Origin of the sequence: Rhodococcus sp. PvP016, from assembly GCF_017832185.1 — a bacterium.
GTDB lineage: Bacteria > Actinomycetota > Actinomycetes > Mycobacteriales > Mycobacteriaceae > Rhodococcoides.
Genome location: NZ_JAFIBH010000001.1, coordinates 2,378,180 through 2,391,556, shown reverse-complemented (window position 1 = coordinate 2,391,556; position 13,377 = coordinate 2,378,180). Strand labels below are relative to the sequence as shown.

At 69.4% G+C, this 13,377-nt stretch carries 14 protein-coding genes; 9 read left to right on the top strand and 5 right to left on the bottom strand.

What is annotated here, in order from left to right:
• Positions 1-41 precede the first annotated feature (41 nt).
• Together JOE30_RS11240 and JOE30_RS11235 are read left to right on the top strand one after the other, a co-directional pair.
• Entirely contained in the window at positions 42-1,220 is a 1,179-nt protein-coding gene (locus JOE30_RS11240; RefSeq protein ID WP_204866724.1) for a DNA recombination protein RmuC, read from the top strand.
• 20 nt (positions 1,221-1,240) lie between these two features.
• Positions 1,241-2,104, top strand: a complete 864-nt coding sequence (locus JOE30_RS11235; protein WP_204866722.1) for a DUF6542 domain-containing protein — start codon at positions 1,241-1,243, stop codon at positions 2,102-2,104.
• Positions 2,105-2,120: 16 nt separating this feature from the next.
• Here the strand turns inward: JOE30_RS11235 and JOE30_RS11230 are convergent, their stop codons facing one another.
• Complete coding sequence (locus JOE30_RS11230) at positions 2,121-3,167, bottom strand: 4-hydroxy-3-methylbut-2-enyl diphosphate reductase (RefSeq protein WP_204866720.1); 1,047 nt, start codon at positions 3,165-3,167, stop codon at positions 2,121-2,123.
• A gap of 87 nt (positions 3,168-3,254) precedes the next feature.
• Here JOE30_RS11230 and JOE30_RS11225 point away from each other — a divergent pair, with 87 nt between their 5' ends.
• Genes JOE30_RS11225 through JOE30_RS11215 form a run of 3 tightly spaced genes read left to right on the top strand, consistent with a single transcriptional unit; the run spans position 3,255 to position 5,382 of the window.
• Positions 3,255-3,878 carry a lipid droplet-associated protein gene (locus JOE30_RS11225; RefSeq protein ID WP_204866719.1) on the top strand — a complete coding sequence of 208 codons (624 nt, stop codon included), beginning with the start codon at positions 3,255-3,257 and terminating at the stop codon, positions 3,876-3,878.
• Positions 3,879-3,891: 13 nt separating this feature from the next.
• Positions 3,892-5,133, top strand: coding sequence for an exodeoxyribonuclease VII large subunit (xseA, locus tag JOE30_RS11220; RefSeq protein ID WP_204866717.1), 1,242 nt, complete (start codon positions 3,892-3,894; stop codon positions 5,131-5,133).
• A 39-nt stretch (positions 5,134-5,172) separates the two neighbouring features.
• Positions 5,173-5,382, top strand: coding sequence for an exodeoxyribonuclease VII small subunit (locus JOE30_RS11215; RefSeq protein ID WP_027503922.1), 210 nt, complete (start codon positions 5,173-5,175; stop codon positions 5,380-5,382).
• Positions 5,383-5,391: 9 nt separating this feature from the next.
• Here JOE30_RS11215 and JOE30_RS11210 read toward each other — a convergent pair whose 3' ends face one another.
• Entirely contained in the window at positions 5,392-5,964 is a 573-nt protein-coding gene (locus JOE30_RS11210; protein ID WP_204866715.1) for a DUF4245 domain-containing protein, read from the bottom strand.
• Between the two features lie 193 nt (positions 5,965-6,157).
• On the opposite strand from JOE30_RS11210, the gene glpX reads away from it, so the two are divergent.
• From glpX to JOE30_RS11195, 3 genes are all read left to right on the top strand, one after another.
• Positions 6,158-7,198, top strand: coding sequence for a class II fructose-bisphosphatase (gene glpX, locus JOE30_RS11205; RefSeq protein ID WP_204866713.1), 1,041 nt, complete (start codon positions 6,158-6,160; stop codon positions 7,196-7,198).
• Positions 7,199-7,242: 44 nt separating this feature from the next.
• Positions 7,243-8,643 carry a class II fumarate hydratase gene (locus JOE30_RS11200; RefSeq protein ID WP_204866711.1) on the top strand — a complete coding sequence of 467 codons (1,401 nt, stop codon included), beginning with the start codon at positions 7,243-7,245 and terminating at the stop codon, positions 8,641-8,643.
• Between the two features lie 71 nt (positions 8,644-8,714).
• Entirely contained in the window at positions 8,715-9,125 is a 411-nt protein-coding gene (locus JOE30_RS11195; RefSeq protein WP_204866709.1) for a hypothetical protein, read from the top strand.
• On the opposite strand, the gene JOE30_RS11190 is transcribed toward JOE30_RS11195, so the two are convergent.
• Positions 9,126-9,992 carry an acyl-ACP desaturase gene (locus tag JOE30_RS11190; protein ID WP_204866707.1) on the bottom strand — a complete coding sequence of 289 codons (867 nt, stop codon included), beginning with the start codon at positions 9,990-9,992 and terminating at the stop codon, positions 9,126-9,128.
• 146 nt (positions 9,993-10,138) lie between these two features.
• On the bottom strand, positions 10,139-11,455 hold the full coding sequence (locus JOE30_RS11185) for a PhoH family protein (protein WP_204866704.1): 1,317 nt from the start codon (positions 11,453-11,455) through the stop codon (positions 10,139-10,141).
• A gap of 322 nt (positions 11,456-11,777) precedes the next feature.
• Here JOE30_RS11185 and JOE30_RS11180 point away from each other — a divergent pair, with 322 nt between their 5' ends.
• Positions 11,778-12,584 carry an alpha/beta hydrolase gene (locus JOE30_RS11180; protein ID WP_204866701.1) on the top strand — a complete coding sequence of 269 codons (807 nt, stop codon included), beginning with the start codon at positions 11,778-11,780 and terminating at the stop codon, positions 12,582-12,584.
• Here the strand turns inward: JOE30_RS11180 and JOE30_RS11175 are convergent.
• Positions 12,571-13,374 carry a carbon-nitrogen hydrolase family protein gene (locus tag JOE30_RS11175; protein ID WP_204866699.1) on the bottom strand — a complete coding sequence of 268 codons (804 nt, stop codon included), beginning with the start codon at positions 13,372-13,374 and terminating at the stop codon, positions 12,571-12,573. The genes JOE30_RS11180 and JOE30_RS11175 overlap by 14 nt on opposite strands.
• Between the last annotated feature and the right edge of the window lie 3 nt (positions 13,375-13,377).

Genomic DNA, 13,377 nt, shown 5'->3' with positions numbered 1-13,377 from the left:
GGGCCGAAGGTGTGTCGGTACCCCGGTTCATAGTGAGCCTCATGACCGCCCTCACTGCCGTGACCACCCTCGTCACCCTTCTCGTCGGCCTGGCGTTGGGCTGGTGGTTGCGTGCCGCGCGCGGCGATGTCGAACTCGCCCGCGCGGGTGAGCGGCTCGCAGTCTCCGCAGACAACGAGGAGACGTTGCGGCGCTCGTTGTCCCTGCTCAACGAGGACTCCGCGCGGCGCCATTCCGGTGCCATCGGCCAGCAGGTCTCCCATATGGTCGACCCGCTGCGGGAGGCGGTCGACGCGCTCGAGGAACACGTCCGGCTCGTCGAGCGCGATCGTGTGCACGCGTACGCGGGACTGACGGAGCAGGTCGCCGGGATGCACCGCGCCTCGCGGCAGCTGGCGTCGCAGACGGACCAGCTCGTCACCGCGCTGCGGGCGCCGCAGATCCGCGGCCGGTGGGGTGAGATCCAGCTCGAGCGGGTCGTGGAGCTGGCCGGCATGACGCGCCACTGCGACTTCGACACCCAGGTCGCCGCGCCCGGCGTACGCCCCGATCTGGTGGTCAAGCTCGCCGGTGGCAAGCGCATCGTCGTCGACGCCAAGGTTCCGCTCGTCGCCTTCCTCGACGCGAGCGCCGAGCAGGATCCCGAGACCATCGATCGGCATCTCGAACGCCACGCCAAGCACCTGCGCACACACGTCGACCAGCTCGCCGACAAGAAGTACTGGCACGCGTTCGACCCGTCGCCGGAATTCGTCGTCCTGTTCGTTCCGGGCGATCCGTTCCTCGACGCCGCGTTGACGCGCGACCGCGGCCTGCTCGAACACGCCTTCTCCCGCAACGTGGTGCTCGCCACCCCGACGACTCTCATCGCCCTGCTGCGGACCGTCGCGTACACGTGGAAGCAGGACGCGCTGGCCGAGGACGCCGCTCGCGTACGCGTGCTGGGCCGTGAACTGTACGAGCGCCTCGGCACGGTCGGCGCCCACGTCGATCGACTGGGATCACAGCTGGGCAAGGCCGTGGACTCGTTCAACGCGGCGGCAGGATCGTTGGACGCCCGGGTCTTCGTCACAGCACGCAAGCTGCACGAGATGTCCCTCTTCGACGGTGAACCGCCGCAGGTCACGAGTGTGGATCAGCGGCCACGCACCATGACCGCGACTGCGATGGAGAGCACCTCCTCGACGTGTCGCGAGCATGCCGACGACGCAAGTCGTTGAATAAACGCTAACCTCGCTGTGTGTCTTCCCCCCAACGCGCACGCTCGGGAGTGCCTCTCGACCAGCGCTCGGCTGTGCCGTCGGTACCCGGTATCCCCGCATGGGGCGCCGTCGCGGTGGCAGTGGGCGCAGCCGTCCTGGGCTTTCTCGTCGATGCCATGCGTGGTGACGAGCTGGGATCGACGTTCGCCGTCCTGTACGTGCTCGGTGCACTCATCGCCGTCGTCGCGGTCCGCCATCGTGGACTCTTCACCGCCATGGTGCAGCCGCCGCTCATCATGTTCCTCGGCGTTCCCATCGCGTACCAGATCCTCACCGACGGAGCGGGCACCTCGATCAAGGACATCGTCCTGACCGTCGCCGTGCCGCTCGTCGATCGCTTCCCGCTCATGGCGCTGACCACGCTGTTGGTTCTCGGGGTCGGTGGCGCCCGGCTGGCGCTCGATCGTCGGCCGACGCCGGTCCGGAAGCCGGCGCGCGCAGCGCGACCGGCCGCGGCGGCGCGCGACGCCGCACCCCGGCGGTCCCGCTCCGAACGCCCCGCCGCTCGCGAGACGGCAGGACGAGCGGACGACCGCCGCAGGGCGCGCCAGGAACCGCGGACCGTGTCACCCGACGCTCGACACGAGCGCACCCGGCGGGCACGGCCCGCCGCACCGCAGCCGCGCGAAGAGTCGCGCGCTGCTCGGCCCGCCCCTCGCGCCTACGAGGGCCAGGTCACGGCCTCCGACACCGGTCGCCCGCGGGAGGCTCGCCCCCGGTACGAGGCGACACCGTACGAACCCAAGCAGTACGAGGCCGCGCCGTACGAACCCCGTCGCACCGGTGCGGAGAATCTGTCGCCGTACCCGGCGCCACGAGTGCGTTACCGCGACCGGGACTGAGCCGGCCGCGGTCGGTTCACACCCTGCTGGTGGTTCGCAGCTCGCGAGGAAGCGCGAAGACCAGCGTCTCGTTGGCCGTCGTCACCGACTTCACGTCACCGAAGCCATGCGTCTCGAGCAGATCCAGTACTCCCCGCACCAGCACCTCCGGCACGGACGCGCCGGAGGTGATGCCCACCGTGCGGGCGCCCTCGAGCCAGGCGAGATCGATGTCCTTGGCGTAGTCGACCAGGTAGCTCGCCCGCGCGCCCGCGGCGAGCGCGACCTCGACCAGGCGCACCGAGTTCGACGAGTTCGTCGAGCCGACCACGATCACGAGATCGCATTCGGGTGCCATCGCCTTGACGGCGACCTGACGGTTCTGGGTGGCGTAGCAGATGTCGTCGCTGGGCGGATCCTGCAGGTTGGGGAACTTCTCCCGCAGTCGGGCGACGGTGGTCATGGTCTCGTCGACACTGAGCGTCGTCTGTGAGAGCCAGATGACGCGGTTCTCGTCCCGGACGGTGACGGCGTCGACGGAGTCCGGCCCGTCCACGACCTGCACGTGGTCCGGGGCCTCGCCCGCGGTGCCCTCGACCTCCTCGTGACCCTCGTGGCCGATGAGCAGGATGTCGAAGTCGTCGCGTGCGAACCGCTTGGCCTCCTGGTGCACCTTCGTCACCAGCGGGCACGTCGCGTCGATGGTCCGCAGGTTCTTGGCGGCCGCGGACTCGTGGACCGCCGGTGAGACACCGTGTGCGGAGAACACGAGGAGTGCCCCGTCCGGCACCTCGTCGGTCTCGTCCACGAAGATGACGCCCTGATCGGACAGTGTCTCCACGACATGGCGGTTGTGCACGATCTCCTTGCGCACGTAGATCGGGGCGCCGTGCTTCTCGAGCGCCTTCTCGACCGTCTCCACCGCTCGGTCCACGCCGGCGCAGTACCCGCGCGGCTCGGCGAGCAGGACGCGCCGCGGGCCGTCGTACACCTCACCGGTGACCGCCGGCCGGGCGATACCCAGCTCGAGCGGGATGGCGGAGGAGGTGGTGGAAGACGAGGACACCGGAAGAGCCGAAGACATACCACGAGGATACGGGTAGTCGGGCGGGCGTCGCTTCCCGCGCACGTCGACTGGGAAAAATGCGCGACGTGGGGCACTCTGTGAGACATGATCCGTCCACCCTTCGCCGCCCGCGTCGCGCTCGGAATCGCCGTGACCGTCGTCGAGGAGGCCCGGCGTCTTCCCACCACCGCCATCTCCCTGCCGATGACCGCCGTGAGCGAGGTCCTCCAGACCGCGATGCGTCTGCAACAGACCGTCACCGAACTGGCCATCAAGGGCGACCAGGTGTTCTCCCTGATCGGTTCACGCCCGGTCGAGACCGCGGAGTGGGCGACCTTCGACGACGACGCGGACGTCGCACCCGCGCGGTACACACAGGTGCCGCTGTCCACCGAGCCCGAGCAGGTCGGTGACCCGGCAGGAGAGATCGACGTGCCGGAGCCCGGTGCGCCCGCGGGGCGGTTCGCCCTGTACTCGACCCCGCCGTCGGAGATCGAGACGACCGAACCCGTCCCGGCCCCGGCTCTCGCGACCGCGCCGACCGCGACTCCCGAGATCGTGGAGTACCTCGACTACGACGCCCTGACGCTGGCCCAGCTGCGTGCGCGACTGCGGTCGCTGTCGGTCGAGGACCTCACGTCACTTCTCGAGTACGAGACGTCGGCCTCGGACCGCGCGCCGTACCGGACCATGCTCGAGAACCGCATCACCACCGCCCGAGCGAAGTGATTCTCGGACCACGATGACCACGGCCGCCACCAGCACCGCGGAGAACCCGCTCCCCGTCCGCACGGTCGCGACGAAGGTCGCCGGGTGGATCGATCGCCTCGGTAGCGTGTGGGTCGAGGGCCAGATCACGCAGATCTCGGTGCGTGCGGGAACGCGCACGGCGTTCCTGACGCTCCGCGACCCGTCCGCGGACATGTCGCTGTCCGTGACGTGCTCACCGATGCTCATCCAGAACTCCCCCGTGCCGTTGACCGAGGGCGCTCGCGTCATCCTCTACGGCAAGCTCAGCTTCTTCACCGGTCGCGGCACACTGTCGTTGCGCGCCACGGAAATTCGAGCGGTGGGAGTCGGCGAGCTCCTCGCCCGCATCGAGCGCCTGCGCGGTCTTCTCGCGGCCGAGGGACTGTTCGATCCGCGGCTGAAACGGCCGCTCCCCTTCCTGCCTCGCGTCGTCGGGCTCATCACCGCACGCGCCAGCGCCGCCGAACGCGACGTGCTCAGCGTCGCGGAGCGACGGTGGCCCGCGGTGCGCTTCGAGGTACGCAACACTCCCGTGCAGGGCCCGTCGGCGGTACCCGGAATCCTGCGGGCGCTGGCCGAGCTGGACGAGGACCCCACGGTCGACGTGGTGATACTCGCCCGTGGCGGCGGCAGTGTCGAGGATCTGCTGCCGTTCTCCGACGAGGCGCTCTGCCGCGCGATCTCCCGTGCGACGACGCCGATCGTGAGCGCCATCGGACACGAACCGGACAGTCCGCTCAGCGATCACGTGGCGGATCTTCGTGCCGCCACCCCCACCGATGCCGCCAAGCTCGTGGTACCCGACGCCGTGGCCGAACGGGAACTGGTCACCGAGCTGCGGAGCCGCAGCGCCGCGGCGCTGCGCAGCTGGGTGCAGCGCGAGGCGCGCGCCCTCGACGCCCTGCGGCACCGGCCCGTGCTGGCCGATCCCCTCTCCGCTGTCGCCCGCCGCGAGGAGGAGATCGCCGAGATGCGCCGCGTCGTCCGCCGCGACGTGGAGCGGGCGGTGTCGCGAGAGGCGACCACCGTCGAGCACATGCGCGCGCGTCTGACCACGCTCGGACCGGCGGCGACCCTGGCCAGGGGCTACTCGGTGGTGCAGCGCATGGTCCCCGGATCCGACCCCGAGGTGCTCCGGTCGGTCGACGACGCCGCACCGGGTACACAGCTCCGGGTCCGCGTCGCGGACGGCGTGGTCACGGCCGTCACGATGGGTCGCAGTTCCGCCACCTGACTCGTCCGCTGTCGGACTCTCGAGGCAGCATGGGGACTCATGAACGAGACACCGATCGCCGAGCTGGGCTACGAGGACGCGCGCGACGAGTTGGTCGACGTGGTCAAGCTGCTCGAGCAGGGCGGCCTGGATCTCGATGCCTCACTGGCGCTGTGGGAGCGCGGCGAAGCACTGGCCACGCACTGCGAGCAGCACCTGGCCGGCGCGCGCACGCGCATCGAGAAGGCGCTGGCCCGCGACGAGGAGTGAGCGAGCGCGTCAGCGCTTGTCGAGGACCGGAGCCGTCGCCGTGGCGGACGCCAGCGCGACGAACTCCTCCTGCGACCCGGATCCGGTGAGCATCGCGCGGGTGTCGCCGAGATCGGCCACCCAGTACGGCTCCGTGTCGTCGTTGCCGTAGACCACCCAGTTCAGACCGGCGATGGCCTCCGCGCCGCCGGCGGACACCCGTGACCCCTCGGTCCTCGAGCGGACCAGCTCGTCCTCGGAGGCATCGCTCTGGGAGAGCGAGAGGAAGTTGCCGTTCTCGGTGACGAAGCCGACGGTGCTGGACTGGAACTCCGAGCCGGAGACCGGGCCACGGTTCGCCGAGTTCGGGATCCACTGGTCGGGGACGTCGGGACTGCGCACCGGGAAGGCCAGTGCGTTCGCGTCCGCCTGCAGGGACGCCCCCAGATCGATGCGAGGAACCTCACCCGCCTCGGGGCCGCCCACACGCAACGAACACTGACCGGCGATGGCCGCGATCACCAGGCATGCGAGAAGAAGCGGGATCAGGGACCAGGCCATGTCCTTGTTGTTCTGCAGGTACCTGGGTTTCTTGTCGGCCACCTCTCCAGTATCGCACCGAGCGCGCGGGGGCTCGCCATCCGCGCAGCTCCGCGCTTCCCCCGGCAGGCCGGGGCCGTACGACTAGTGCGACAATCACGCCGAGTCTTTTTCGCCCGAGTCGATGTTCATTCCGTGCGGACGACGCCCGTCAGTCGGGCTGCGAACCGCGCCATGTGCAAGGAGGCACAGCCCCATGACGGCCAACACCGACGTTCCCACGCAGATGGCGCCGGATCGAAACCTCGCGCTCGAACTCGTCCGCGTCACCGAGGCCGGGGCGCTCGCGTCCGGGCGTTGGGTCGGCCGCGGCGACAAGGAGGGTGGCGACGGCGCTGCCGTGGACGCCATGCGCCAGCTGGTGAGCTCGGTGTCGATGCGCGGCGTCGTGGTCATCGGAGAGGGCGAGAAGGACGAGGCGCCCATGCTCTACAACGGCGAGCAGGTGGGCAACGGCAACGGTCCCGAGGTCGACTTCGCCGTCGATCCCGTCGACGGCACGACGCTGATGGCCAAGGGCATGCCCAACGCGATCTCCGTGCTCGCGGTGGCGGAGCGCGGTGCGATGTTCGATCCGTCGGCCGTGTTCTACATGGACAAGATCGCCGTCGGCCCCGACTACGCCGATGCCATCGACATCACTGCTCCGGTCGCCGAGAACATCGCCCGGATCGCGAGGATCAAGAAGGGGTCGTCCTCGGACGTCACCGTGTGTGTGCTGGACCGTCCCCGCCACACCGAGCTGATGCAGCAGATCCGGGACACCGGCGCCCGTATCCGGCTGATCTCGGACGGTGACGTCGCCGGCGCCATCGCGGCTGCCCGTCCCGATTCGGGCACCGACATCCTGATCGGTACCGGCGGCACGCCCGAGGGCATCATCGCCGCGGCCGCCATGCGCTGTATGGGTGGAGCACTGCAGGGCCGGCTCGCCCCGACGGACGACGACGAGCGCCAGAAGGCGGTGGACGCGGGCCACGATCTCGATCGCATCCTGAACACCAACGACCTGGTCGCCGGGGAGAACGTCTTCTTCACCGCGACCGGCGTCACCGACGGCGATCTGCTGCGCGGAGTGCGCTACTCCGGCGGCGGTGCCCACACGCAGTCCATCGTCATGCGCTCCAAGTCGGGCACCGTGCGGATGATCGACGCGTACCACCAGCTGAACAAACTGCGGGAGTATTCGTCCGTGGACTTCGACGGGGACACCTCCGGCGCCGTCCCGTCCTTCTGACACGCACTCCGACTTCCCGACCCATCTACCGAGGCACGAGGTACATGACAGACAACGATCAGCAGTTCCGCATCGAGCACGACACCATGGGAGAGGTTCGCGTACCCGTCGACGCGCTGTGGCGTGCGCAGACACAGCGCGCCGTCGAGAACTTCCCCATCTCGGGCCGCCCCCTCGAGCGCACCCAGATTCGTGCGATGGGGCTGCTCAAGGCCGCATGCGCACAGGTCAACAAGGACCTGGGTCTGCTCGATGCGGACAAGGCCGACGCCATCATCGCGGCTGCCGGCGAGATCGCGGACGGCAAGCACGACGATCAGTTCCCCATCGACGTGTTCCAGACCGGCTCGGGCACCAGCTCCAACATGAACGCGAACGAGGTCATCGCGAGCATCGCGAAGAACGCGGGCGTCGAGGTGCACCCCAACGACCACGTCAACATGTCGCAGTCGTCCAACGACACGTTCCCCACCGCGACGCACGTCGCCGCGACCGAGGCCGCGGTCACCAGCCTGATCCCGGCCCTCGAGTACCTGCACACCGCTCTGGCTGCCAAGGCGACCGAGTGGAAGACCGTCGTGAAGTCGGGCCGCACCCACCTCATGGACGCGGTGCCCGTCACGCTCGGCCAGGAGTTCGGCGGCTACGCACGTCAGATCGAGGCCGGCATCGAGCGCGTGCAGTCCACGCTCCCCCGCCTCGGTGAACTCCCCATCGGCGGCACCGCCGTCGGCACGGGTCTGAACGCTCCCGACGGCTTCGGCCCGAAGGTCGTGGCCGAGCTGGTGAAGTCGACCGGTGTCGACGCCCTCACCGCGGCGAAGAACTCGTTCGAGGCCCAGGCGGCTCGTGACGGTCTGGTCGAGGCGTCGGGCGCGCTGCGCACCATCGCCGTCTCGTTGACCAAGATCGCCAACGACATCCGCTGGATGGGGTCGGGTCCGCTCACCGGTCTCGGCGAGATCCGGCTCCCCGACCTGCAGCCCGGCAGCTCGATCATGCCCGGCAAGGTCAACCCGGTCCTCCCCGAGGCGGCCACCCAGGTGGCGGCGCAGATCGTCGGCAACGACGCGGCGATCGCGTGGGGCGGCGCAGCCGGCGCCTTCGAGCTCAACGTCTACATCCCCATGATGGCGCGCAACCTGCTCGAGTCGTTCACGTTGCTCGCCAACGTCTCCCGCCTGTTCGCCGACAAGTGTGTCGACGGCCTCGTCGCCAACGAGGAGCACCTCAAGCAGCTCGCCGAGTCGTCGCCGTCCATCGTGACGCCGCTCAACAGTGCGATCGGCTACGAGGAGGCTGCGGCCGTGGCCAAGCAGGCCTTGAAGGACAAGAAGACCATTCGCGAGGTCGTCCTCGAGCGTGGACTCGTCCCCGAGAAGCTGTCGGAAGAAGAGCTCGACAAGCGCCTCGACGTCCTGGCGATGGCCAAGGTCCAGGACTGACCCAGCACTCCCCGCCTCGCATCACGGCGAAACGCCGTGGTGCGGGGCGATCAGGAGGAGTGTGACGTGTCATGAAGAGAACTGCAGTGACACTCCTGGGCTGCACCGCCGCGATCGGCGCAGCGTTGGCCGCCCCGGCACTGGCGTCCGCCGGCCCCGTTCTCGACGGCGTCTACGTCGGCACCACGCCCGAGGGCGCTCCCGTCCCGCTGTGGGACGGCAAGACCATCACCGGCGACACGACAGTGAATCGGCTTCTCGGCGTGAACGCGATCCCGGGCGACGTCTACCGCGCCCCGAGCATCGCCACCGGGGCCGATGTGGTCCACGTCGACTATTCGCGCCTGTCCCCCGCCTTCGGAGCCGTCTTCCACGACGAGATGACGCTCGATGCCGTGAACCCGAACCGCTGGAACGGCACCGTGTACTTCGTCGGTGCCGGTCAGCCCGTGGTGGTGGGCGGGTTCGCGATCACGCGCTGATCAGGAGGCGGCAGTGGCGAGCGCACTCTCGAGCTCCGCGCGGGCCGCGAGGCCGTCCTCGCCGAGGCCGTCGAGGGTGAACACGTTCCACGCCTCGAGCAGTGGCTTGATCACCTCTTCGGTCTCGATGGTGCGGTCGTAGAGCCCGATGCCGGCGAGCAGTTCGGCGCTGCCGCCGCGGCCGGGGAGATCGACGGTGGGGACCGAGAAGGACGCGACGGTGTCGGCGATGGCGCGGACGGCACCGTCGGCGTCGATGCGGATCGCGGCGGAGACCAGGTCGGTGAAGAGCGTGGTCTGCAGCTCGTCGTCCTCGGCGATGCGGTCGAGGATGCTCGACAGGAGAGCGTCCTGCGACGATGCGGAGGCACGACGGTGGCGCACGGCCGCTGCGCGCTCGTCGAAGGCGAACTTCGCGAGAATGTGCAGCACGTGGAGCGACGGTGCGGAGTAGCCGGTGGTCATGTGCTCGATGCGCACGCGCTCGAGATCCACCGGGTCGACCGCGCGAGTGGTCATGAGGTAGTTGCGCAGCACGATGGCGTGCCGGTTCTCCTCCGCGGTCCACCGGCCGATCAGCTTCCACCAGACGTCGCTGCTCCGGAGCGCGAACGCCAGGTCGCGGTGGTACTCGGGCAGGTTGTCGGCGACCAGCACGCTGACGGTGGCACCGACGACCTCCGCGTCGCCGAGCGTCACCTGCTCCGGAGACCAGTCCTCGCCGCCGAGGAACGCGAAATTGCGGCCCGAGTCCCACGGAACGTAGTCGTGCGGCTGCCAGTCCCGAGCAGCGTCGATGTGCTTCTGCAGCAGGTGCGCGGCATCGGCTTCGAGCTCGCTCAACAGGTCCTGGTCACTCTTCGGCATCACAGCAGCATAACGGCCGTAGGTGTCCACTCCGAACCTTCGGACCTCGCGACGCGGATTCCGGTGATCTCCCTGACAAAGAGGGCAGTGATAGTTCGGCGTCACATCGCGCCGGGCGGTACGTGTCGCCCGGCGCGAACGGTGACTCAGGCCGGCCCGAACTCCTCGAGCATCTCGGTGACCAGTGCCGCGATGGGCGAACGCTCCGAGCGGGTCAACGTGATGTGGGCGAAGAGAGGATGCCCCTTCAACTTCTCGATCACGGCAGCGACACCGTCGTGGCGTCCGACCCGCAGGTTGTCGCGCTGCGCCACGTCGTGCGTGAGCACCACGCGCGATCCCGTACCGAGCCGCGAGAGCACGGTCAGCAGGACGTTCCGTTCCAGCGACTGCGCCTCGTCCACGATGACGAACGAGTCGTGCAGCGACCGTCCGCGGATGTGCGTGAGCGGCAGCACCTCGAGCATGCCGCGCGCGGTGACCTCCTCGATGACCTCCGGGCTCGCGAGACCGTCGAGCGTGTCGAACACCGCCTGCGCCCACGGACCCATCTTGTCGCTCTCGCTGCCGGGGAGGTAGCCGAGCTCCTGGCCGCCGACCGCGTACAGCGGCCGGAACACGACGACCTTGCGATGGGTCCGTCGTTCCAGGACGGCGTCGAGGCCGGCCGTCAACGCGAGTGCGGACTTGCCCGTCCCCGCCTTGCCGCCCAGCGACACGATGCCGATGCTCTCGTCGAGCAGCAGATCCAGGGCGACGCGCTGCTCGGCGGACCGGCCGTGCAGGCCGAACGCCTCACGCTCGCCGCGCACCAGCTGAACCTGCTTGTTCGCCGTCACCCGCCCCAACGCGCTGGACGTGCCGCCGAGCAGTCGAACTCCGGTGTGGCACGGCAACTCTCGTGCTTCGTCGATGTCGGCGAATCCCTCGGCGAACAGGCCGTCGATGGTCGCGCGCGACGCCTCGATCTCGGCCATGCCCGTCCATCCCGACGGGACGACGTCGTGAGCGTGGTACTCGTCGGCCGGCAGGCCCACCGCACCGGCCTTGACGCGCAGCGGGATGTCCTTGCTGACCAGCACCACGTCCTTGCCCTCGGCGGCGAGGTTCAGCGCACACGCGAGGATCCGCGAGTCGTTGGAATCGGTCCGGAAGCCGACGGGGAGCACGGCGGGGTCGGTGTGATTGAGCTCGACCTGCAGGGTGCCGTTCTCGGTGCCGATGGGCACGGGCTGATCGAGACGCCCGTGGCGGATCCGCAGGTCGTCGAGCATCCGCAACGACTCGCGCGCGAACCACCCCAGTTCGTGATGATGCCGCTTGCCCTCGAGCTCGCTGATGACGACGAGTGGAAGGACGATCGCGTGCTCGGCGAACCGAGTCACGGCCCAGGGGTCCGAGAGCAGAACCGAGGTGTCCAGCACGTAGGTGCGGACGGAAGTACCGGAGCGAGCTGCAGTCACGTGGGGCTCCTAAGGACGCGCGGTCACCGCGCATCCGTCGATCGCTGGACCGGTCGATCCCGACACCGCAGGGACCGGGGCCGGCCCCTCCCGACCGAATGACTCAGTCATGTGTGAGGACCTCCCGTACGGACGGCTTCCCCGCCACCCGCACTGCTGACGCTAGACCGGATCGGGGGCGCAGGCTCGGCGACACGTGGGGACGTGTGGGTGAACTCTGCGTTACACGCCCGTGCGCCTTTCGCGCATCCAGGAGTACGCAAAAGGCGCACGGGGCCGCAGGCCACGGTGTTAACTTCGGCCGATGCAGAACGCGCAGGAAATGCAACAGCTCAGGGGAACCCACGGCACCGTCGCCTACCGTTCCTGGCCGTCCACCACCCCGGGATTCGTCGCGCTGCTCGCGCACGGGTACGGCGAGCACTCGGGCCGCTACGGTCACCTGGCGTCGACCCTCACGTCGGCCGGTGCGGCGGTGTACGCCCCCGACCATCACGGTCACGGGCAGTCCGACGGGACGCCCGCGGAGATCTCGGACGTGGACGGCATCGTCGCCGATCTGCACTCGATCGCGGACATCGCCCGCGGCGAGCACCCCGATCTACCGGTGATGCTGCTGGGCCACTCGATGGGCGGTCTCATCGCCACGCGCTACGCGCAGACCCACCCCGGCGAGCTGGCCGCACTCGTGCTGTCCGGCCCGCTGGTCGGGCAGAACCCGGCGTTCTCGATGCTGCTGTCGATGGACGAGATCCCCGAGATCCCGATCGACCCGTCCGTGCTGTCCCGCGACCCCGAGGTCGGCGCCGCGTACCAGGCGGACCCACTCGTCTTCCACGGCCCCTTCGCGCGCGTCACCCTCGAGACCTTCACCGCCGCGGTGGAGACGGTGGCGTCCTCCGGCACTCTCGGCGACCAGCCGACGTTGTGGCTGCACGGCGGCGACGATCAACTGGTGCCGCTGGAGCCGACGACCGAGGCGATGCGCACGCTGCGCGGCCCGTCCTTCGAGGAGAAGGTCTACCCCGGTGCGCGGCACGAGATCCTGAACGAGACCAACCGCAGCGAGGTCGAGTCGGACATCCTCGACTTCCTGGGCCGCGCGGGCCTGCCGCTCACTCGCGACTGAGGTCGCGGACGATCGACGAGTAGAGGCCGGGGCGGCGGTCCACCAGATACGGGTTGTCTCGATGGGCCGCCGCCACGACGTCGGTGTCCACCGTGCCGAGAATCAGGCCGGTCTCCTCGTCGAGCCGGTCGATCACCTCCGCGTCGGGGCCGACGATGCTGCTGTGGCCGACGTAGGTGGTGGCACGCTCGGTTCCGACGTGGTTGACGTACGCGACGTAGAGCTGGTTCTCCCACGCGCGCGTGCGGATCACGACGTCGGCCACGAACGTGAACGGCACCATCTGCGCGGTGGGAACGAGCAGGGCGTGCGCGCCCGCGAGGGCCGCGGCACGGACGTTCTCGGGGAACTCGACGTCGTAGCAGATCATCAGACCGAGCCGCACGCCGCGGAAGTCGACGACCGTCACCGCGTCGAGCCCGGGCGTGTACCACTCCCGGTCGAGCTCGCCGTAGAGGTGCGACTTGCGGTGCTGCGCAACCAGACTGCCGTCCGCGTCGACGAGTGCGACGGTGTTGTACACCGCTCCCGCCTCGGTCTCCGGCAGACCCACGAGCAGCGCGATGCCGCGGCGGCGCGCCAGTGCGCACACCTCGGACAGAAGGTCCCGTGACGTCAGTTCACCGAGGCGGTCGCCGATGTCGTACCCCGTCAGGAACATCTCGGGAGTGACCAGGAGGTCGGCTCCGCGCGCCAGAGCCGCCCCCGCGGCACCGTCGAGTTCCGCGAGGTTGGCGTCGGCGTCACCGGGTGACCCCGCCGTCTGCAGACCCGCCACGGTGAGCCGCATGTC

Bases quoted from the DNA above. Each gene is read 5' to 3' on its own strand.
- JOE30_RS11175 (WP_204866699.1), bottom strand. From the start codon at position 13,374: ATGCGGCTCACCGTGGCGGGTCTGCAGACGGCGGGGTCACCCGGTGAC.
- JOE30_RS11200 (WP_204866711.1), top strand. From the start codon at position 7,243: ATGACAGACAACGATCAGCAGTTCCGCATCGAGCACGACACCATGGGA.
- JOE30_RS11195 (WP_204866709.1), top strand. From the start codon at position 8,715: ATGAAGAGAACTGCAGTGACACTCCTGGGCTGCACCGCCGCGATCGGC.
- JOE30_RS11180 (WP_204866701.1), top strand. From the start codon at position 11,778: ATGCAACAGCTCAGGGGAACCCACGGCACCGTCGCCTACCGTTCCTGG.
- JOE30_RS11230 (WP_204866720.1), bottom strand. From the start codon at position 3,167: ATGTCTTCGGCTCTTCCGGTGTCCTCGTCTTCCACCACCTCCTCCGCC.
- JOE30_RS11215 (WP_027503922.1), top strand. From the start codon at position 5,173: ATGAACGAGACACCGATCGCCGAGCTGGGCTACGAGGACGCGCGCGAC.
- JOE30_RS11190 (WP_204866707.1), bottom strand. From the start codon at position 9,992: ATGCCGAAGAGTGACCAGGACCTGTTGAGCGAGCTCGAAGCCGATGCC.
- JOE30_RS11225 (WP_204866719.1), top strand. From the start codon at position 3,255: ATGATCCGTCCACCCTTCGCCGCCCGCGTCGCGCTCGGAATCGCCGTG.
- JOE30_RS11240 (WP_204866724.1), top strand. From the start codon at position 42: ATGACCGCCCTCACTGCCGTGACCACCCTCGTCACCCTTCTCGTCGGC.
- xseA (WP_204866717.1), top strand. From the start codon at position 3,892: ATGACCACGGCCGCCACCAGCACCGCGGAGAACCCGCTCCCCGTCCGC.
- glpX (WP_204866713.1), top strand. From the start codon at position 6,158: ATGACGGCCAACACCGACGTTCCCACGCAGATGGCGCCGGATCGAAAC.